The sequence below is a fragment of the Sinorhizobium sp. BJ1 genome (assembly GCF_002531555.1).
GTDB lineage: Bacteria > Pseudomonadota > Alphaproteobacteria > Rhizobiales > Rhizobiaceae > Sinorhizobium > Sinorhizobium fredii_B.
In genome coordinates this window covers 155069-176726 of the sequence record NZ_NWTH01000015.1, presented here as the reverse complement: position 1 = coordinate 176726, position 21658 = coordinate 155069, and the positions used below count along the sequence as shown (strand labels likewise).

16 protein-coding genes are annotated in these 21658 nt (G+C 63.5%); 9 read left to right on the top strand and 7 right to left on the bottom strand.

All coding sequences use genetic code 11. From position 1 onward, the window contains the following. Positions 1-243 precede the first annotated feature (243 nt). From CO676_RS36140 to CO676_RS19410, 4 genes are all read right to left on the bottom strand, one after another. Positions 244-702 (bottom strand): BA14K family protein, encoded by a 459-nt coding sequence (locus tag CO676_RS36140; RefSeq protein ID WP_245424363.1) that lies wholly within the window; start codon positions 700-702, stop codon positions 244-246. 977 nt (positions 703-1679) lie between these two features. Beyond that, the gene (locus tag CO676_RS19420) at positions 1680-2138 is read right to left on the bottom strand and encodes a DUF1801 domain-containing protein (protein WP_097522271.1); all 459 of its coding nucleotides are present in this window, start codon (positions 2136-2138) and stop codon (positions 1680-1682) included. Between the two features lie 45 nt (positions 2139-2183). Next, positions 2184-2765: a DUF1801 domain-containing protein gene (locus tag CO676_RS19415; protein WP_097522270.1), complete on the bottom strand. Its 582-nt coding sequence runs from the start codon at positions 2763-2765 to the stop codon at positions 2184-2186. Between the two features lie 218 nt (positions 2766-2983). Further along, positions 2984-4987: an aldo/keto reductase gene (locus CO676_RS19410; protein ID WP_097522269.1), complete on the bottom strand. Its 2004-nt coding sequence runs from the start codon at positions 4985-4987 to the stop codon at positions 2984-2986. Positions 4988-5282: 295 nt separating this feature from the next. Between CO676_RS19410 and CO676_RS19405 the strand changes: the two genes are divergently transcribed. The 6 genes from CO676_RS19405 (at position 5283) to CO676_RS19380 (ending at position 16615) form a co-directional block, all read left to right on the top strand. Further along, a complete protein-coding gene (locus CO676_RS19405) occupies positions 5283-6173 on the top strand; it encodes a helix-turn-helix domain-containing protein (RefSeq protein ID WP_097522268.1) in 891 nt (296 codons plus the stop codon). A gap of 349 nt (positions 6174-6522) precedes the next feature. Next, the gene (locus CO676_RS19400; protein ID WP_179875557.1) at positions 6523-7317 is read left to right on the top strand and encodes a thioredoxin family protein; all 795 of its coding nucleotides are present in this window, start codon (positions 6523-6525) and stop codon (positions 7315-7317) included. A gap of 143 nt (positions 7318-7460) precedes the next feature. Continuing rightward, positions 7461-7934 (top strand): VOC family protein, encoded by a 474-nt coding sequence (locus tag CO676_RS19395; protein ID WP_014766151.1) that lies wholly within the window; start codon positions 7461-7463, stop codon positions 7932-7934. Between the two features lie 333 nt (positions 7935-8267). Then, a complete protein-coding gene (locus CO676_RS19390) occupies positions 8268-8459 on the top strand; it encodes a DUF6494 family protein (protein WP_014766152.1) in 192 nt (63 codons plus the stop codon). Positions 8460-8876: 417 nt separating this feature from the next. Further along, positions 8877-10790 (top strand): autotransporter assembly complex family protein, encoded by a 1914-nt coding sequence (locus tag CO676_RS19385; RefSeq protein ID WP_097522267.1) that lies wholly within the window; start codon positions 8877-8879, stop codon positions 10788-10790. A gap of 203 nt (positions 10791-10993) precedes the next feature. Next, complete coding sequence (locus CO676_RS19380) at positions 10994-16615, top strand: translocation/assembly module TamB domain-containing protein (protein ID WP_179875556.1); 5622 nt, start codon at positions 10994-10996, stop codon at positions 16613-16615. 207 nt (positions 16616-16822) lie between these two features. On the opposite strand, the gene CO676_RS19375 is transcribed toward CO676_RS19380, so the two are convergent. Both CO676_RS19375 and CO676_RS19370 read right to left on the bottom strand, forming a co-directional pair. After that, the gene (locus tag CO676_RS19375; RefSeq protein WP_097522266.1) at positions 16823-17302 is read right to left on the bottom strand and encodes a VOC family protein; all 480 of its coding nucleotides are present in this window, start codon (positions 17300-17302) and stop codon (positions 16823-16825) included. A gap of 79 nt (positions 17303-17381) precedes the next feature. Then, positions 17382-17816: an Lrp/AsnC family transcriptional regulator gene (locus CO676_RS19370; RefSeq protein ID WP_014766156.1), complete on the bottom strand. Its 435-nt coding sequence runs from the start codon at positions 17814-17816 to the stop codon at positions 17382-17384. A 142-nt stretch (positions 17817-17958) separates the two neighbouring features. Between CO676_RS19370 and rocF the strand changes: the two genes are divergently transcribed. The 3 genes from rocF to CO676_RS19355 all read left to right on the top strand — a co-directional run bounded on the left by rocF (position 17959) and on the right by CO676_RS19355 (position 20841). Further along, complete coding sequence (rocF, locus tag CO676_RS19365) at positions 17959-18882, top strand: arginase (RefSeq protein WP_097522265.1); 924 nt, start codon at positions 17959-17961, stop codon at positions 18880-18882. 67 nt (positions 18883-18949) lie between these two features. Continuing rightward, entirely contained in the window at positions 18950-20155 is a 1206-nt protein-coding gene (rocD, locus tag CO676_RS19360; RefSeq protein ID WP_097522264.1) for an ornithine--oxo-acid transaminase, read from the top strand. 206 nt (positions 20156-20361) lie between these two features. Beyond that, entirely contained in the window at positions 20362-20841 is a 480-nt protein-coding gene (locus tag CO676_RS19355; RefSeq protein WP_014766159.1) for a chemotaxis protein CheW, read from the top strand. Positions 20842-21427: 586 nt separating this feature from the next. Here CO676_RS19355 and CO676_RS19345 read toward each other — a convergent pair. Then, complete coding sequence (locus CO676_RS19345; RefSeq protein ID WP_014766160.1) at positions 21428-21658, bottom strand: formate dehydrogenase subunit delta; 231 nt, start codon at positions 21656-21658, stop codon at positions 21428-21430.

Sequence of the window (21658 nt, the reverse complement as noted above, 5' to 3'; positions counted from 1 at the left end):
TGTGTGGAACAGGGAGCGGCCGAGGGATGCGAGCTATCGCGGACCTGATTTCATCCATCTAAGATCTCGAGACAACCTGAACAGCCGGAGCGACCCGCGAGGGAGTCATCGAGTCTCGCGGGGAAAAATGGCCGATGAAGCAAGTCCATCAGCTCGGTACGATCGACCTAATCGCGAGAGGGAAGATAGCTCTCCGTGTCGCACCAGAAATTGACCTAAAGCCTAATATTAATTTCAACGTCGTTACCGGCACTGTTTGCGCGGCCCGCCATCATAAGGCTGGTAACTGTTGTCTTCCGGGCGATATGACCGATAGCGGCTGAAGCAATAGCTGACGTGTTCCTGCGTCAGGACTGTACCTTCACTGGCATCGGCCGATAAGTAATCCATCTGGACTGATGGGTCGTCTACGTCTTCCGCATAGCTGTCGGGCGGTGGCGGCGAAACGTCTTCTGACGGCTCCCCGGTCGCATCCATATGGGGCGAGATGCAGGTCCGCCGGCCGCCACTGAAGGATAAGTAGCTGTTATCGTGTGGGCGGTAAGACCGGTAGCGGTTCGCACACCATTCGACGTGCGCAGCCGGCCGGTTAGATGACATCGCTTCCTCCTCGCTGGGCATCGATTGAATCGAGGCGGTGACCGTCCTGTCCAAAGGCTCCGAAGGGAGCTGCTTCTCTGCGTCATTGCCGATTGTGGTCACGCTAGGCTCCGAAGGAGGCACCTGCTCAGCCTCGTTGCCAATTCTGGTCACGCTAGGCTCCGACGGGAGGATCTTCTCGGCCCCATTTCCCCTTGCGGTAAGTCCAGGGTCTCTGGAAGAGAGATCCGTTACGGCCGAGCGGGCCGCGCGCGCAGGGAGTCGCTCGAATTGCTGGGCCGCGGTCTCCACTGCCCGCGGGTGCTCGGTCCATATTTCCGACTGATTCATGTCCAGCCGTGGCTCGCGCACTGGATTCCCGGTGAGTATGAAAGTGGCCACAGCCGCCCCGCTTAGGAATAACGCGAGAGACAGTGCGAATCCGCAAAGTCCCGCCAACAACCCTTTCACTTTAACCCTCCTTCATGGTCCATACCAAGAACGCCGCGGCTCCATCTCAAGTTCCAGCAAGGCATGAGAATGCTTGAGCCACGGGCGGCTGTCGCCCGGCCCACGGACTCCGATATTTTCAACTCACTGAGAGGGGGAGAGTGCCCTTTGTCCTCTTTCAGGATGAAGGTAGGACCGCGTCAACGCGAAGTACCGACCTCGATCGGGGAGGCTTCCCCCTTGAGCTCCAGCATACAGTCGCTGCTCGGCAAGTCACGGGGCCTGCCTCTGCTCCACGCTGCCTCTATGACCGGAAGCTCGCCGGGGCCCGCCCGAGATGCCAGGCGTGCCACTACATTCACCACATCTCCCACTGCGGTGAAATCGCCGGCCAATCCCTCCCCGACGGAACCGACATAAGCCGTGCCGGAGTGGACGCCGATGCCGATGCCGATGGCAGCCAAGGTCCACAGGGCTCGCCATGCGCGGTAGCCGAAAGCAGGCGGTGGCGGAATGGTCGGCGACGAGGGCGGGAAGGAACAGGCCAACAACCTCGTCACCGGCAAACTTGTCCACCAGCGCGTCGCCGCCGGTCAAAGATCGAGCTGCCACTCGGCGGTAGCGTGAAGCATGTCTGTGGCTGGCCCGGCTCATGCGCTCCTTGGTTTCTTCTGGGAGCGGCCGGCGGCTCGCACCGACATATTCAGCGCCACGGCGGCGCGAATGAGCGCCTTCAGCGCCTCTTCATCGATCTCGTCGTTCTGATGGATATCGATGGCACGCCTGGTATTGCCTTCGAGGCTGGAGTTGAACAGCCGTGAAGGGTCCTCCAACGCGGCGCCCTTGGCGAAGGTCAGCTTCACGACATTCTTGTAGGTCTCGCCGGTACAGATGATGCCGGCGTGCGACCACACCGGAACCCCCCGCCACTTCCACTCCTCGATCACCTGGGGATCGGCCTCTTTGATAAGCGTCCGGACCCGAGCGAGCGTCTCGCCCCGCCAATCGCTCAGTTCGTCAATTCTCGCATCTATCAGCTGAGAGGGAGAGATTTCTCCTTCCTTCGAGCCGCTCATGCTCTTCTCCATGGCTGTTGTCGCTTTCTTCATGATTGTTGTCGCTCGGCCGTCACGCACGCACGTCTTTCTGGCCGCTCACATTCGTCCGCCCGGCAATTGGCTGGCTTGCTTCACCCAATCGGCGAACTGGGACTCGTCGAGCGCGTCGTCCTCGTGAATGTGAAGATAGCGCACCTCCTTCTGCTTCGACTCGCCGGGAGGGACAGGATGCAGCGATGCGCCGCGAAAGAAAGCCACTTTGATGTATTTCGTGAAGCAATGGATGCCGAGGAACCAGCTTTGGTCCTCCATGCCGTATAGCGGCGAGTTCCATTTGACCGCCTTGCGCACATCGGGGACCGTGCGCTCGATGAGCGCGTCGAGGCGCCGCCCGACGTCGCTTTTCCAGCCCGGCATGGCCGCGATGTAGGCCTGCACGGGTGCGTCGCCGTAGCCTTTGGCGATCTGCGGGTTGCCGCCTGAAAGGAGGGTCGGCTTCGTCGCCGCTGCGGAACCCTCGCTGTTTGTTTCCGTGGTTTCGGGCACTGCATGGTGCGCCGGCAGTCCCTTCGCAGCGGCGTTCCTCGGCTTGCGGGCCGCCGATTTGGTGACCGACTTACGCGGCTCGGCCACCTTTTTTACCACCTTTGTCGACTTGATGGGCGTCTTCTCGGCCATTGAACTCACTCCACTGATAGTGTGCCGCACAGGATATGCTGCGCCGAGTGGCAGATGTTGCCATCTATACCAGCGCGTGTGCCCGAGATGATAGCGTCTCACTGTGGCTGTAACCAGCCTCCCGGTCAGGTCGGCAGTGCTTTGGGCGAGTCAGCATGTAGGCGTTCAGACGCGGCCGGCAGCGATCGAGGGACGTGCAAAGAGCGCAGCCCGAGCGATCAGCCTTCCAGCCAACGCACCTCTTCCGGAGCAAGCGCGATCTGAATGGCCGAGAGGCTGTCTTCCAGTTCCGCCACGGTCCGCGGGCCGATGAGCGGGATGATCGGGAACGGCTGGGCGATGACATAGGCGAGGGCGATGTGGATCGGGCTGCAGCCGTGCTTCTTGGCGAGTTCGATTGCGCGATCGCGGCGCTCGAAATTGCGGCCGGAATACCAGACCCGGACGATTTCCTCATTATCATGCTTGTCGCGCCCTGCCCTGTCGGTGAAAAAGCCCCGCCCCTGGCTCGACCAGGCGAAGTTGGGAATCTGCCGCTTCTTCAGCCAGTCTTTCCAGCAGTCGTCGGACGCCGCGACGCAGCCGGGCCAGATGGGATCGAGCATCTGCGCCAGCGAGAAGTTGTTGGAAAGAGCGGCCGGGCCCGCCTTACCGTTCTTCTCGGCATACACGATCGCCTCGTCCATGCGTTCGCGCGTCCAGTTGGAGCCGCCGAAAATGCCGCGGATACGCCCGCGCCGGAGCTCGGCGTCCATGGCATCGACGAATTCGCCGACCGGGATGTCCGGATTATCGCGATGCATGAAGTAGACGTCGACATAATCCGTCTTCAGCCGTTCCAACGACTGATCCAGTTGTCTGGCAATCACGTCCGGATAGCAGAGCGGCGAATGGGCGCCCTTGCCGATCAGAACGATGTCCTCGCGGTTGACCGTGCGGCTCGTATGCCAGTCGCCGAAAATCCGCTCGGTCCTGCCGGCACCATAGACGAATGCGGTGTCGAACAGATTTCCGCCCGCCTCGTAGAAGGCATCCAGCGTCAGCGAGGCGGAGGCGAAACTTGGGAAGAACTCGAAGCCCAGCGCAACCGTGGAGGCCGGCTTGGCTACGCCGGGGATCTGCCGTTTGAGCACGTTCTTGCCGGCAACGACAGCCACGCCCGCTAGGTTGGTGGTCCGCCTGGCGGCCGTCTCGATCCCGTATTCGAGACCGATGGATGCGCGCCAGCGATCGAGAACGCTGAGATTGGCGCGCGTATCTTCGGCGTTCATGCCGGGGAAGGCGAATTCGGTGCGGCCGGCACGGATCGCCTCGCCCACCGCATCGACCTCGAACGAGTAGAGATGGCGCTTCTCCTCGACCTTGATTGCCTGCTGTCCATCGTTCCGGATGATTTCGATGCACCCGACCCCGCCCTGCTGACCGGAGGCGAACCAGAAGTCCTTCACCTCAATGCGGCCTTTCGAACCGATGATGCGCAGCATGTTGTCCTGCTGTGCCATGATCGAGCAGGACACCTCCGCGACTATGTCGTTGGGGAACTTGAGGACCGCCGACGCCCACTCGTCGACGCCGGACGGCCCCAGCCGGGCAGCGCCAGACACCGTCAGCGGCTCGAGGAAGGGCTTTTTCTCGGCAGCACCGGCGAGCATACACACCATGGAGACCGGGTAGCCACCGACATCGAGAATGCCGCCGCCGGCGAGATCATTGGCAAAGAGGCGGTGCTCAGGGCTATAGCCACCCATGTCGAAGCCGAAACTCGAGCGGATAATCCGCACTTCGCCGATCGTACCGTCCCGCACCAGTTCGACGAGACGGGCCGTCTGCGGATGGAACCTGTACATATAGGCTTCGCCGGCGAAGACGCCGGCCTTTGTCGCCTCGTGGAAGATCGATTGTGCATCGAAGGCTGAAAGCGCCATCGGCTTTTCGACCAGCACATGCTTGCCGGCGCGCACCGCCTTGACCGCCCATTCGGCATGGCTGGTATGTGGCGTGGCGATGTAAACCGCGTCGATCGCCGGATCCGCGAGAAGCGTGTCGTAACCCTTCACGATGCGCGCGGCCGGAAAGCCCTCGCCGAGGCCGGGCTTGTCCGGATTGCGGGTGGCGATGGCCAAGAGGCGGCCGGTCGCCGATTGGGCAATCCCTTCGGCGAATGTCCGCGCGATGGTGCCAGGGCCGATGATACCCCAACGGATCGGTTGTTCTGAGCTCATGGAAACATCCTTTTCGGTCAGTCCTGGGAGAGGGATGGGATCGATCAGCGCAGCCGCTTGCCTTCAGCATCGACCGCTAAGCAACGCCTGACATAGCTGGTATGACCGAGATGCTCCGCGACCGCGCGGAGGGAAAGGCCGGCGGCGCCTCCGCCACTGCCTGATTGGCCGGATCGCCACGAGAGGTGCCCCGAAATGCCTGAAGCACATTGAAAACCTCCCTTTTCAATTGTCGTCCTTCAGCGAACATGGGCACATTATCGTCGGGCGAAAATCTGTCTCGCACAAAGGGAACGTGGATTTGGCGAAAAGTAAGATTGTCGAACGAGCGACCCATCAGCCGGGTGCCTGCAGCATTGAGGGCATGCCGACCAGGCTGCATTTCTTCCACGCCCATCCCCCGATAATGCTGCACGCGCATTGGCATGCGCAGATCGAGGTAAACTACGTGATGCGGGGCTCGGTGCATTACCGCATGGCCGGCCATGATCTGAGGCTCGGCGCCGGACAGATGTGCCTGTTCTGGGGCGGGCAGCCGCACCGGATGGACGAATCCTCTGACGATTCCATCTATGCAGGCGCTCATCTGCCGCTGGTGCATTTCTTCCGCATGCGGCTGCCGCCGGCAATATCGCAAATGCTGATGGGCGGCGCTACAATGCTGACATCCGCGACGGATTGTGCCGACGACCGTAACTTTCCACGCTGGCGCAGCTGGGCTAATTCCGGAGACGAGGTGAAGGCCCAGCACGCTGTGGAAGAACTGCTGCTGCGCGTCGAACGAATGTTCATGGAGCCTTACACGATTATTTCATCCGGCAAGGAATGCGAGGCCGAGAGCGCCTCGGCCCCGCCCTCGCTCGGCGTCGTGCGCATGTGCGATTTCATCGCTGCCAATTTTCTCGAGGAGATCGATGCGGTCGATATCGCCGCCGCAGCGGGATTGCATCCGAAATACGCCATGAACTTGTTTCGCAAGTCGACGGGCATGACGCTGATCAAGTACGTGACCCTGCTGCGGCTTTCACGGGCGCAAGCCATGCTGATGAATGGCAACGACGGCATTCTGCAGGTAGCCCTGGATAGCGGCTTCGGTTCGGTGAGCGCCTTCAACAAGGCTTTCCGGCAAATCGCGGGCATGCCGCCCTCGGAATTCCGCCGCGACGTTCGCGCCGCGGCTAGGTGAGCGTCAAGAAACGTCCGTTTACCTGCCTGCATCTCGCCTCTCCAGTCCGGCAATCGACGGTTTTCCAAGCGTTGGCCTTTCCGGCGAGGGAGACCTGATCAACACTTTCGCCCCGTCAGGTCCGGCGGGGGAGTTCAACGCCGCGCGAAATTCAAGATCTCGAGGGCCCCCCGCTTCACTTGCCGGCCGTAATCAGTGGCTTCGTCGGAATCCCGACGTAGTTGTTACTCGCATCATTGATGTTCCGGTGCCAAAGTATCCGAAGATCCGCAACGAGCGATGAGCAGTGAATGGACCTGCGCCTCGGCCACGAGGCGCGGCAATTCCCACAAATTTGGAGGTGTAAGCCATGACCACAGCCACCGAGAACGGACGGAAAGGCGGGGAGCCCGCCATGCACACACCACCGGTCGTGTCGCCGCAGGCGTGGGAGACCGCCCGCCAGCAGCTGCTGGTGAAGGAAAAGGCCCAGACCCGCGCCCGTGACGCGCTCGCCGCCGAGCGCCGGCGTATGCCGTGGATGGCCGTGGAGAAGGCGTATCAGTTCGACGGGCCCGCCGGCAAAATCAGCCTCACCGACCTGTTCGACGGTCGGCGTCAGCTGATCGTCTATCGCGCATTCTTCGAGCCAGGAGTGTTCGGCTGGCCGGATCACGCCTGCCGCGGCTGCTCCATGGTGGCCGATCAGGTCGCCCACCTCGCCCACCTGAACGCCCGTGACACCACCCTCGTTTTCGTCTCGCGGGCACCCCAAGCAGATATCGCAAGGTTGAAGGCGCGGATGGGCTGGGAGATGCCGTGGTTTACCATCACGGACAGCTTCGACGCCGACTTCGGCGTGGACGAGTGGCACGGCACGAACGTGTTCTACCGCGACGGCGACCGCGTCTACCGCACCTACTTCATCAACAACCGCGGCGACGAGCAGATGGGGAGCACCTGGAACTATCTCGACATCACGCCGCTCGGCCGTCAGGAAGTCTGGGAGGATTCGCCCGAGGGCTATCCTCAAACGCCGACCTACAAGTGGTGGAACTGGCACGACAGCTACGTCGAAGGTGCTGCGCCCGACAAGAAGTGGGTCGAGGTGTCGGACGCCGGAGAGGCGGCGTTCCGAAACGAGGACGTGAACACGAAGCCCTGAGCCATGTCCCGGTGCATCCGACAGGTGGCGGCGAGATCGACGCTTCCGGGGGTGGAGAAAAGCAGTTGGCTACCTATTTCGGAAGAGAGCGGATGGGGAAACACGGCCGAAATCTTGGCTTCACAGCGAAAGGAACACTCAAAATGGCAAAGAATACGATTTGCCTCTGGTACGACAAGGACGCCGAGGCTGCCGCCCGCTTCTACTCCGAGATCTTTCCTGACAGCGTGGTGAGTGCCGTGCACCGTGCACCGGGCGACTACCCAGCCGGCAAAGAGGGCGATGTGTTGACCGTCGACTTCACGGTTGCGGGCATTCCTTGCATCGGCCTCAACGGGGGTCCCGCGTTCAAGCACAACGAAGCCTTCTCGTTCCAGATCGCTACCGACGATCAGGAGGAGACCGACCGCTACTGGAATGCCATCGTCGGCAACGGCGGCCAGGAGAGCGCATGCGGCTGGTGCAAGGACAAGTGGGGGATTTCCTGGCAAATCACTCCACGCGTCCTGACTGACGCGATGGCGGCCGGCGGCGATGAAGCAAAGCGCGCGTTTGATGCCATGATGACCATGAAGAAAATCGATGTCGCCGCGATCGAGGCGGCACGGCGCGGCTGACGCTCCATCGGTCGTGCAGCCAAATTGCTGCCAGAGCGTGTCGCTTGCAGACATGCTGTGCCCTGCGCTCCGCGCAAGGCTGCGATGTTACCTAGGGCACTATTCAGCGATGCGGATTGATCTATCCTCACCATTGTCAAGTGCAGCTCCTCCTCCCGCTGCGCACGACCTCGATCGGTTCCACTCCTCCTCCCAGGACCGATTGGTTTCAAGACCCCGACGCCTCCTCCCGGCTCGGGGTCTTTTTGTGTCGCACCGCGCGTCAACATCCTGCTTCCTTGACCACCACCCGCCTTCCCTTACAATCCCTCCCGGACACAGAGGAGTTCCGCCATGAGCGAAGACGCCTTCAACATGTCGACCCGCAAGTTCCTGAAGGAAGTCGGCATCACCTCGCAGCGCAAGATCGAGGAGACGGTGCGCGACGGGCAGACCGGCGGCAAGAAGCTGAAGGTCCGCATGACGCTCACGGCAGAAGGCACCGACCTCAACCACGTGGTGGACGGCGAGATCGAACTTCCATGAGAAGCATCAAGCGGGACGTCTCGTCCCACGTCATTTCCCTGAGGGAACACGTCAGCACCGGACTCATCCACCATTGGCTTCAATGGCTACGGCGTCGTTGTCCGCAAAGCTGGGGGAGCCATCACGAGCTACCTTGGCGAGCGGCCGCCATTCACCCATTCCGCTCATTCCGGACCGCTTCGACACGGCCGCTCTAGCCCGAAGTCGCCTGAACCATGGCGGTATCTATCCTCCTCCTTTGTGCCCGAAGCACCACAGAACGAGTCCTTTTGCCGAGAATCCGACCAGAATCGACGCTTCGGGGGTGGATGCGGCCGGCCCTGATCGTTAACAAATGGAAAACTTTGGCCTGCTAGAGTGCCCATTGCCGCACATGCAGGCAGTGAGTAAAGAGTCGCCTGAAACGGGATGCGGAGGATGTCTCCACCACGCTCGAGTATTGCGTATCGAAAGGCGGCGACGGCATTCGCTCTTGCGGCCTCGACGGCGCTCGGGCCGATTTTCGCCGGCCAGGCTCACGCGATCCGAATCTTCGGCATGCGCTTTTTCGAGAGCGCCGAAGAACAGGTTCAGGTTCTCGATCCCGTCAACTATGCCCTGACTTTCGAGCCCGGCACGGACGATGAGGAACTGCGCGAGGCGCTCGAAAACGCCTCGCAACTCAACCAGGATCAGGAAAAGCCGGTCTCCGGCGACCTCGGCCTCTTGATCAAGGCGCGCGACGACCGGGAGCGGCTGCTTGCCGCCCTCTATGAAAAGGCGCACTACGGCGGCACCATCACGATCCTGATCAATGGCCAGGACATCGACAGCCTGCCGCCCGACCCCTCCTTCCCCGATGGCCAGGCCGTGCCGGTGACGGTGCGCGTCATGCCTGGGCCGGCCTTCGCGCTCAATTCGATAAGGTTCGAGGGCGATGCCGCGGGGCTCGATCCGGCGACCTACGATCTGACGCGCGGCGCCCGCGCCGACTCGACGCTGATCATCAAGGCGGGCGAGCAGATCGTCACCGATCTCAAGGAACAAAGCCGGCCGCTCGCCAAGATCACCGAACGCAGCGTCGTCGCCGACCATGCCACCTCGACCGTCGACGTGACGATCAGGGCGGATTCCGGACCTGTCGCGCCCGTCGGCGCTCTCACCGTCACCGGCACCAAGACCGTCGACCCGGGTTTCGTGCGCGACTATTCGCGGCTCAATCATGGTCGGCCCTATTCGCCGGAGAACATTCGCAAGGCCGCCGAGCGGCTGCGGACGCTGAACGTCTTCTCCAGCGTCACCATCGTCGAGGCCGATCAGCTTGCGCCGGATGGCACGATCCCGATGAACATCCAGGTATCCGAGGGCAAGCACCGCTATTTCGGTTTCGGCGGCCAGGTCTCGACAACCGACGGCCTCGGTCTGCAGGGCTATTGGGGCCACCGCAATCTCTTCGGCCGTGCCGAGTCGCTCCGCATCGAGGGCTCCGTCGACCGGATCGGCGAGACCACCGACGTCGGCGGGCTCGACTATTCGGCCGGCATTCTCTTCGCCAAGCCCGGCGCCTTCGGGCCGGCATCGACCTTCACGGCGAGCGTCAAGGCGGCAATCGTCGATCCGGATGCCTATAATGCCAAGACGATCACCGCCGCGGCCGGCGCCGGTTTCGAGCTTTCACCCGAGGATACGGTATCCGTCGGGGCGGAGCTGGGCTGGGCGGATATCGACGACGCCTTCGGCTCGAATTCCTATCTGACCGCGGCGATCCCGCTCGAATATGTCCGCGACACCCGCGACGACAAGCTGAACGCCACGGAAGGCTACCGGGCGATGCTCAACGCGAAGCCGAGCTATGAGATCGAGGGAAAGACCTTCTTCAGCTCCTTCGAGACCTCCGCCTCCACCTACTATGCGCTGGGCAGCGAAAAGCGTTTCGTGCTTGCCGGCAAGCTTGGCGCCGGCGTGCTTGTCGGCGGCGACGAACTTTCCGACATTCCGGCGACCCGGCGCTTCTTCCTCGGCGGCGGCGGCTCGGTGCGCGGCTATGCCTTCCAGGAAATCAGCCCGCGCAATGCCGATAACGAGCTCACCGGCGGCCGCTCCTATGTGAACGGCTCGCTGGAGGTCCGCATCGCGGTAACCGATACGATCGGCCTCGTGCCCTTCATCGACGCCGGCAGCGTATCGTCAGGCACGGCGCCGGATTTCTCAGACATCCGCGCCGGGGCCGGCATCGGCCTGCGCTATGCGACGCCCTTCGGCCCCATCCGTCTCGACTTCGCGGTACCGCTCAACAAATATCCGGGCGGCACCGACTACGGCATCTATGCAGGCATCGGCCAGTCTTTCTGATGCTAGGCTGCGATGCCGTGGTAGAATAGGCAATTCCGCCCTACAGCGCCGTGCGTCTTCTCAGACGCACAAAGGTCGCTGCAGCACTTTGAATCGCTGCATGTTTCCCCAAATCGGCTACGATTCAAGGAAACATGCAGCAGGGGCGATGCGCTTCCGTGCTGCCGATTCCAGAGCGGCGTAAGATGGTCTATGGATAGGACATGAATCAGGTCATCGGCACATTTGGATCAGCGCTGCGCTACTTTTTCGCCTTTCTCGGCGCAGCTTTGGTCGCGTTGGTTCTCCTCGTCGCGTTTCTGGGCTTCACCGTGCCCGGCGCGCGCGTCGTCGCCTGGGCGATCGAAAAATATGCGGCAACCCCCGACCAAATCGTCCGAATCTCCGATCCGGGCGCGCTGCTCACCGGCGACTTCACCGCCGGAACCGTGACGCTCTTCGACGGCGAGGGGATTTATGCGGAGGTCCGCGACCTCTCGGTCGCCTGGACCCCGGCCGAACTTCTGTCGATGCGCTTCGATGCAAGCAGCATCTCGGCGGCTTCCGTCCGCCTCGAGCGGCTGCCGGTCCCCTCCACCGAAACGAAAGAGGTGCGAAGCACACTCGCCCTGCCGGTGGACGTGAACATCGATGCCCTCGATCTCAAGGAGGTCGTCATCGGCAAGGCGATCGCCGGCCAGGACCAGTTCCTGACCGCCAAAGGCAGGGTCAACGCCACCAACTCGAGCATCGCACTCGCCTTCGATGCGGCCGAACGTGACCGGCCCGAGGCGCGCGCCGTCGCCGATCTCGTCTTCAATCCGGCCGGAAACGAGCTGAAGCTCGAGGCTGAGGTCGCCGAACCCAAGGGCGGACTGCTGGCGAAACTGCTGCGGCTGCCGGGCGAACCTTCGGTCGATATCCAGCTCACCGGACAAGGACCCCTCTCCGACTGGACGGGCTCCGGCACCGCATCGCTCGACGGCAGCGAGATTCTGCGGCTTGAGGGACAACACGTGCTGACGGCCGACGGCATGCACAACCTGAAGCTCTCCGGCGGCGGTGCTTTCGCCCAGCTGATGCCGCCCGCCTTCAGGCCGCTTTTCGAGGGATCGACCAGCATCGACCTGACCGCCGCCTTCGACGAAAAGAGCCGTATCCGGATCGAAGCGGGCAAGCTTGCGACCGGCTCCCTGACGCTGAACGCCTCGGGAACGGTTGACAGCCGCGGCGAGAACAACCTTCAGGCAAGCGTAGCCGGCGCCAGCGGCCCGTTCGATTTCCGCTGGCCGCTGAAGGACGGAGAGCTGCAGGCACGGATCAACACCGCCAACCTGTCGCTGATTGGCGATGGACAATCGGCGATCCTCGACATCGCCGCCGATGTCGCCTCGCTCGGCCTGCCGCAGGGGAATCTCGGCGCCATCCGGCTCTCGGCGCAAAGCGACGCCTTCAACCTCGAAACGCAGTCGGGGTCGCTGAAGACGGCCGTGGAAATCGGCGAAACCCGCTTCGCAAGCGCCGATCTTGACCGGGCGATCCAGGCTCCCGTGAAGCTCGCCGGAACGATCGCGATCGCACCGGACGACATCCGCTTAGACCCCGTGACGATCGAGAGCGCCAGCATCGGCGGCTCCGTGACGGGCAGCCTCGATCGCGCCGATATCTCGCTCGAGGCGGCATTCAAGCTCTTTGCCGTTCCGGCCGTGCTGCCGACGGGGCTCGCGGAAAAGTTCGAGAAGACGATTGCCGTCTCCGGCAATCTGGTGACCGAAGAGGACGGCAGCGTCCAGGTGAGCGGCCTCGAACTCCAATCCGAAGCGGTCGAGGCCTCCGGCTCGCTCACACTTTCAGGCGAGACCCTGACGGCCGATTTAAAGGGCACGGTCCCAGATCTCGGCCGATTTCTGCCTGAGGCAAAAGGTAGCGCGGCCTTCCAGGCCGCCGCCTCCGGTCCGTTGAGCAAGCTCGGCGTCAAGGCGGAGATAAAGTCGAGCGGCGCGACGCTCGCCGGGCGCAGCTTGAGCGATCTGACGATCAATGCCGATGCGACGGCGACGCCCGGCAGCCCCGAGGCGAAGCTCTCCGCCACCGGCACGCTCGACGGTCAGGTGATCGACATTCGCGCCGACGTGGTCTCGAAAGACGGCCGCACGTCCGTTCCCGCACTCGAAGCGAAAATCGGCGGCAACACGCTCACCGGCGCGATCGACCTGACGGCGGACTTCAAGCCGAACGGCAAGCTCGACTTCAGCCTCCCAGACCTTGGGCTTCTCGCCGCCATGGTCGGCCAGCAGGCCTCCGGTGACCTTGCCGGTTCGGCAACGCTGCAGACCGTAAACGGCGTCACGTCGGTCGCAATCAAGGCCAGCGGCAGCAGCGTGCAGCGCGACGCGCTGACGATCGCCAAACCGGCGGTCGATCTCGGTATCGCAGACATTGCCAGGCTCGCGATCAAGGGCACTGTCAGCGCGGAGAGCATAGCGCAGGGTGAAAACCGGGTCTCGGACCTCAATCTCGCTTTCGAACAGCAGGGCGGCCGTACCGGCTTTTCGGCCGAGGGCCTCTATGACGGCGCACCGTTGACGGCGGCGGGCGAGCTGACGAGCGACGCCGGCCGCACCGAGATCCGCCTCGCTTCCCTCGCGGCGACACCGAGGCGACTGCCGCTGCAACTCGCAGAGCCGACCCTGATCGCGATCGAAGGGGGCATCGTTCGCCTCGATGGCCTCACCATCCAGGCGTCGACGGGTACTGTTACCGTCTCCGGCACCGCCGGCGACAGACTCGACCTTAGCGCGAGGCTGAACAACCTGCCCGCCGTGCTCATCAATAGCTTCGCGCCGACCCTTGACGCGGAAGGCATCGTTGCCGGCACCGTCGATATCGACGGTGAAACGCAGGCGCCGGTGGTCGCCTACAACCTCGCCTGGCGCCGCGCATCCGTATCCTCTTTGCGATCCGGCGGACTTGCCGCGCAGGATCTGACCGCCAAGGGCACGGTCACCGTCACGGAAACAACCATCAGCTTCGATCCGACGACGATCGAAAGCCCCGGTTTCCGCGGCAATCTCACCGGCAGCCTCGCCCGTGCCGAGAAAACGGCAACGGCGAATTTCGAAGTCCAGGCCGAGCCGAGCTTTCTGCCGGGCGGTCTGGCAACGAGGTTCGACACGCCGGTGACCGTCTCGGGGAAGGTCGAGACCGGCGGCGATGGCAGCGTCAAGCTGAGCGCCCTCGAGGTCCAGTCCGGCACGGTCGACGCCAGCGGTTCGGCGGCCATCGCCGGAGGCCAGCTGACGGCCGAAGTGGAGGGCACGCTGCCCGATCTCGGCAAGCTGCTCCCCGATGCGGAAGGCAAGGCTGGCTTCAACGCCGCGATTTCCGGACCGCTCGATGCGCTCGCCATCAAGGGAGAGCTGACTTCGAGCGGCGCAAGGCTGGCCGGCCGCTCGCTGTCGGACCTGATAGTCACCGCCGACGCAACGGTCAAACCGGGGAGCCCGCAGGCGAAACTCACCGCAACCGGCGGGCTCGACGGCCAGGCGATCGACGTCAGGGCCGAAGTGGTTTCAACGGAAGGCCGCACATCCATCCCAACGCTCGAGGCGAAGATCGGCGACAATCGCGTGACGGGCGCGATCGACTTGACGGCGGATTTCAAGCCGAACGGCACCATCGACTTCAACCTGCCCGATCTCGGGCTGGTCGCTGCCATGGCCGGCCAGAAGGCGTCCGGGGACCTTTCGGGTTCGGCTTCGATTGCGACTGCGAACGGCGTGACCTCCGTCTCGGTCAAGGCCAGCGGCAGCAACATCAAGCACGACGCGCTGACGATCGCCAAGCCGGCGGCTGATATCCGCATCGCCGATATCGCCGCTCTGGCAATCCGCGGAACCGTCAGGGCCGAAAGCGTCGCACAGGGGCAGAATCGCATCTCCGCCGTCAACCTGACCTTCGAACAGCAGGGCGGCAGGACAGGCTTCGATGTCGCCGGTCAATATGACGGCGCTCCGCTCTCGGCCAAGGGCGATCTGGCGAGTGCCGGGGACCTCACCGAAATCCGCCTCGCTTCCTTCGCGGCAGCGCCGCGGAGACTGCCGCTGAAGCTTGCCAGACCGACGGTCGTCGCCATTGAGAATGGTGTCGTTCGCTTGGGCGACCTGACCATTCAGGCATCGAGAGGCACGATTGCCGTCGCCGGGACCGCCGGCGCGACGCTCGATATCTCGGCGAAGCTCAATGCCGTGCCCGCCGGCCTGATCAACACCTTCGCGGCGACGCTCGGCGCCGAAGGGACGATCGACGGAACGGTCGAACTCAGCGGCACCGCCGCTGCGCCGATCGTCAACTACGATCTGCGATGGAGCGGTGCTTCGGTTGCGGCTGCGCGGGGCGCTGGGGTGACGGGGCTCCAAATCTCCGCGAAGGGGCGGTTTGCCGGCAACCGCGTCACACTTGATGCGACCGTCTCGGGACCGGGTGGCCTCTCCTTCCGGGGCGGCGGCCAGGTCGACGTCGGCGGCAACATGCCGATGTCGATGAAATTCGCCGGCGACGTTCCCTTCGCCCTGCTTGCCGGCACGCTTGCCGAACAGGGCTTCACCCTCACCGGCGCGGCGAAGGTCGATCTTTCCCTCTCCGGTTCGGCCAGAGCGCCGCAGATCACCGGTACGGTCTCGACCGCCGGCGGCCGGCTCGTCGACGTCAGGCGCAATCTCGCCCTCAATGATCTTGCGGCCAATGTCACGCTCGACGGCAGGCAGGCGACGATCACTAGGCTTTCCGGCAATCTTGCCAGCGGCGGATCCATCGAGGCAAGCGGCACGGTGGGCATCGCGGCCGGCTCCAATTTCCCGGCCGACCTCAGAATTCGCCTCAACAACGCCACCTATGTCGACGGCACCGTCTTCACCGCCAACCTCGCCGGCGACCTGACGCTCAAGGGCCCGCTCGTCGCGACGCCCGTGCTGGGCGGGCAACTGACGATCCGCAGGGCCGCGATCACCGTGCCGGAAAGGCTGCCGACCTCACTCTCGGCGATCGACATAAAGCACAGGAACGCGCCTGCCGGGGTGCGGCAGATGGCACGCGACGTGCGCAGGGAAACGTCTGCATCCGGCGGTGCGGGCGTCAACGCCGGCGGCGTCATCGCCTTCGATCTCGCCGTCCGCTCGCCGGGGCAGTTCTTCGTGCGCGGGCGCGGCATCGATGCCGAACTCGGCGGCGACCTGACGATCCGCGGCACCGCCGTCCGGCCGAGCGTCTCCGGCGATTTCGACATGCGGCGCGGCCGGCTCGAAATTCTCGGCAAGCGGCTGACTTTCACGGACGGCCATATCGGCTTCGGCGGCGACCTTATTCCGACGCTCGATCTCGACGCCACCTCGAGCGCCGGTTCGACCACCATTACGGTCAACATCGCCGGGCCCGCCAACAACCCGACGGTGACCTTCTCCTCCTCTCCGGCGCTGCCGCAGGACGAGATCCTTGCGCAGCTGATCTTCAACCGATCGCTGAACAACCTGTCGGCCTTCCAGATCGCCCAACTCGCCTCCGCCGTCAGCCAGCTCGCCGGCGGCGGCTCGACGTCGCTGCTTGACGGCCTGCGCAACAAGCTCGGCGTCGACGACCTCGATATCACCACCGACGAGAGCGGCGGCGCCCAGGTGCGGGCCGGCAAGTACCTCAACGACCGGACCTATCTCGAATTGCAGCAAGGCTCGGATTCGGCCTCCAGCAAGGCGATCATCAATCTCGACATCGGCCGCGGCGTGAAGCTGAAGGGCGAGGCGGCCGGCGACGGCGCGGCCGCCGGCGGCATCTTCTTCGAGCGAGAGTACTAGGCCTTCTCGCCCCAAAAAGACCCCTCACCACCCCTCCCCACAAGGGGGTAGGGCTTCCCGGTGGCACCCACCGCACGTGAACCGAAACGGTGGGTCCTTGTGGTCAACGTGAGCACAAAGGTCGACATTGAGACGGAAACGGGGCGGCCAGTAAGCCCCTCTCCCTTGTGGGATGGGGGGAACCTGAGCCAAGTGCACGACCCCCACTCAAGCCGCATTCCGCTCCACCCCGAACGCGTCCAGAAGTTCGCTTTCGTCGATGGCCGTGAACAGTGCCCAGATATGGCCGAACGGATCGATGAGCGCGGCGACGCGGTCGCCCGTCGGCAGGGTCTCGACGGCGTTGCGCAGGCTGGCGCCGGCGCCCATCGCGCGCGCGAGCACGCGATCCACATCGCCGACATGGAGTTCGAGGATCGCCGCGGTCGTGCCGAGCGCGTGCGGCGAGCGCGGCCCGCCGAGGTGCGGCTCTGCATCCCGGCGCGGATTGGCTCCGGCCACCCGGAAGATCGAGTCACCGATGCCGAGATCGGCGCTCGTCAGAATGCCGCTCCATTCATGGCGCTGGAGCAGTTCGGCACCGAAGACGTCACGATAAAAGGCGATTGCGCGCTCCTCGTCCCCATGCCTGACGAACAGTTTGATGCAGATCTGCCGCGCCATTGGACCGCCGCCGGAAATGGCCATGACATCCTCCCCTTGTTCGCTGAGACACAACATCTTAAACGAATATGAGAACAAATCAAGAACAAACCGCAACAGGCGATCAGAAGGCACCGATCATCTTGCTGGTCTTGAGCAGGATGTTCGTTTCCGTGACGGTGATGCCGTCGATAAGGCGAATGCGGCGCAGGGTTTCGTCGAAACTTGCCAAATCGCGGTCCTCGAGCTCGGCGATGAAATCCCAGCGGCCATTGGTGCTATGCAGTGCCCTCACCTGCGGCAGGCCGCGCAATTGCTCGGCGACGCGATCGGCCATCTTGCCGTGAACCTCGATCATCACGACGGCGCGCACCCCTGAGGCGGGGATTTCGGACCCCGTCCGGATGGTGAAGGCGGCGATCGTTCCATTCGCCACCATGCGGTCGATGCGCGCCGCGATGGTCGCGCGCGATACGCCGGTCATGGCCGAAAGCGTTGAGACCGGGGTTCGCGCATTTTGCCGAAGGGCGCTGATGAGGGCCTGGTCGAGATCGTCCATTCTCTGTCACTTTGTCAAGGATTGCTTATCAGTATGCGAAGAGTAGCCTTCTTATCGGCAGTTTTCCATCTTTTTGCTGTCACAGCTTTTGGCGATAATCCTCGCCTGAACCCACAGATTCGAAGGAAGAGAAGAGGCGGACATGAAGACCATCACGTTGATCGGTGCACCGATCGAGGAAGGTTCCGGACGCCGCGGCGCGGCCATGGGCCCGACGGCGCTCAGGATTGCCGGCATCGATACGGTCCTCGCAGAACTGGGCCATACGGTTCACGACGAAGGCGACCTGCGACCGTTACCAGCGCGCGACCTCCCGAACCATCCGGGCGCCAATAATCTGCAGATGGTCGCCGCCTTTGCCCGGGGCCTCAACGACGCGGTGCACGACACCGCCCGCAAGGGGCATTTTCCGATCATTCTCGGCGGCGACCACGCCCTCTCGATGGGCAGCGTCTCCGGCATGGCGCGCTACGCGGACGAAGTCGGCCGGCCGCTCTTCGTGCTGTGGCTCGACGCCCATGCGGATTTTAACTCGCCATCGACCTCGCCATCCGGCAACATGCACGGCATGCCGGTCGCCTTTTTCTGCGGCGAGGCGGAATTCACCCCGATCCTTGCCCCCAACCGGCCGCTCGTCGATCCGAAAAAGGTCTACCAGGTCGGCATTCGTTCCGTCGATGCACGCGAGCGCGAGGAGATCGCCGAACACGGCGTCAATGTCTATGACATGCGCGCCGTCGACGAGATCGGCATGGCCCATATCATGCATCAGATCCTCGACGAGGTGCGCGCCGCCAACGGCCTCTTGCACGTGAGCCTCGACGTCGATTTCATGGATCCGGAGTTTGCCCCCGGCGTCGGCACCACCGTTCCGGGTGGTGCCACCTTCCGCGAGGCCCATCTCATCATGGAGATGCTCTGCGACAGCGGCCTCGTCTCCTCGCTCGATGTCGTCGAACTCAACCCGTTCCTCGACGACCGCGGCAAGAGCGCCCGCATCCTGGTGGAGCTGACGGCGAGCCTCTTCGGCCGTCGCATCCTTGACCGTCCGACCCGGAGCGCCTGAGAATGGTTCGATCCGTACCGCCGCCTATCCGAAGCGGCGGCCGGAAGCAGACAGGGGAGAGGCATTGATGAAGACCACGGCAGGCCTGATCGAGACCGAACATCTGCTCGGCGCTCACAATTACAAGCCGCTCGACGTCGTGCTGACGCGCGGCGAAGGCGTCTTTGTCTGGGATATCGAAGGCAATCGCTATCTCGATTGCCTCTCAGCCTATTCAGCCGTCAACCAGGGCCACTGTCACCCGAAGATCTTCAAGGCAATGGTGGAGCAGGCGCAGAAGCTGACGCTCACCTCCCGCGCCTTCCGTAACGACCAGCTCGCTCTCTTTTACGAGGAGGTCGCCGCACTCACCGGCTCGCACAAGGTGCTGCCGATGAATTCCGGCGCCGAGGCGGTGGAGACGGCGATCAAGGCCGTTCGCAAATGGGGATACGAAGTCAAGGGCGTCGCCGACGACCAGGCCGAGATCATCGTCTGCTCCAACAATTTCCATGGCCGCACGATCGGCATTGTCGGCTTCTCAACCGATCCCGAGGCGCATGACGGCTTCGGACCCTTCGCGCCTGGCTTCAAGATCGTCCCCTTCGGCGACATCGATGCCTTCCGGGCAGCGATCAGCGAAAACACCGTCGCCTTCCTGGTCGAGCCGATCCAGGGCGAGGCCGGCGTCATCGTGCCGCCCGCCGGCTATTTCAAGGCGGTGCGCGAGCTTTGCACGAAGCATGGCATCACGCTTGTTCTCGACGAGATTCAGACGGGCCTCGGCCGCACCGGCAAGCTGCTGGCGGAAGAGCACGAGGGTATCGAAGCGGACGTGACGCTGATCGGCAAGGCGCTCTCCGGCGGCTTCTACCCGGTTTCTGCCGTGCTTTCGAATTCGGAGGTCCTCGGCGTCCTGAAACCGGGCCAGCACGGATCCACCTTCGGCGGCAATCCGCTCGCCTGCGCGATCGCCAGGGCGGCACTCAAGGTGCTGAGCGAAGAGGACATGATCGAAAATTCGGCGCTGATGGGCGAGCGCTTCATGAAAAGTTTGACCGACATTCGCTCCAACATCATCAAGGAAGTCCGCGGCCGCGGCCTGATGCTCGCCGTGGAACTCGTGCCGGAGGCCGGCGGCGCCCGCAAATATTGCGAGGCGCTGAAGGAGCGCGGCATCCTCGCCAAGGACACCCACGGCGACACGATCCGCATCGCCCCGCCGCTCGTCATCACCGCTGCGGAGGTCGACTGGGCCCTCGAGCATTTTGCGGCGGTACTCGCTTCTATCTGAGCCGTGCCATGGCCACGGACCGGAATGCCAGTCCTTCAAGGCTTCGCAACAAGCAAGTCTTAACGATTCCCGGCCTAGGATGCCGCCAAAGCGCAAGGCGGGCTCCCCGCGCATGATGCGGCTTGCGCCTCGCCGGATGTCGTCGGCGGACCACATCACCAGGTCGCGCCTCGCGGGCGCCGACGGGAAGCCGGAAGGAGCTTTAAATGACAGGCACGTTGAAGACGGCTGGATTTGACGGCGAGACGCTGGAGATCATCGCGTTCCGCCTCCACGATCAGGAATTCTGCGTCAAGACGACGACGATCCGCGAAATCCGCGGCTGGGCGCCCTCGACGCCAATCCCGCATTCGCCGCCGGAAGTGATCGGCGTCATGAACCTGCGCGGCACGGTGATCCCGATCATCGACCTCGCCCACAAGCTCGGCATGAAATCGACCGTCGCCAACGAGCGCAGCGCCATCGTCGTCGCGGAAGTCCACAATATGGTGATCGGCCTCGTCGTCGACCGCGTCTCCGACATTCTGACGGTGCAGGGCAGCCAGGTGCAGCCGGTGCCCGAAGTCACCGCCTCCTTCGACAAGAGCTTCGCCGAAGGCATCATCGCCAACGAGAACGGAATGATCTGCTTCCTCAACCTCGCGCGCATGTTCAAGGAGCGCGAGGTGGAAGACCTCGCCGCCTGACGTTAGTTTAGTCCCCGCCGACCAAGGCCGTCTCGTCCTCGCGAGACGGCTTTTTTGTTGTTGGCGTCGTTGGGCATCGGACAGACAAAATTCGAGTAGCAAATACAACCTCGCGCGAGGCGGAGGCTCTCTACGGCCTCCTCCGGCAATTCCGGATCGGTGAGGACATCAACGGTGGCCCGACCGACATTCGCGCCGATGCGCCGGCACGGCTTCCCGCAGCAAGACCGACAAGAGGCGCCCAAAAGCGAAACCTGGCGGTCGTGCCCGCCGCCGAAGCCTGGCAGAACTTCTGAGTTCAATCCCCGAACCCCACGCTCGAAGAAGGGGAGGTGGCATCAGTGGCCGCCCTCCCCGCAAGACCATTTTGAGGTTAAGCCAAGAACTTTGCAGGCCCCTCCCCACAAGGGAGGGGCTCGGCGCGTGCGGCCGCCCACAGTGCCAGTTCCAACTTCCAAGCCTTCAGGACCGGTCGAGTCGGGAACGGGGTGGCACGGCATCGAAAGCCCCCTTGTGGGGAGGGGTTGGGGAGGGGTCTTTTTGCGTGCTGCGTCGGTAAGCGCCTCTTCCGGCTACTGTCCCTGGGCTACGCCGCTTCCGGACGGCGGATCTTCGGCGCTGCTTCAAGGACCAACGGGTTCAGTCCCTCGCCGCCGTGCTCGATATGCTCGAACAGTTTGCGGCGCATGCGCGGCTCCCAATATTTGTTGATGTGCGTCGCCACGCCTTGCGCCGCCTCTCTCGCTGGCTGGCTCTGGAAGAAGGTCGCGATCTGGTTCGCCATGTGGATCAGCTTGGCATTGGTATCTGCAGACAT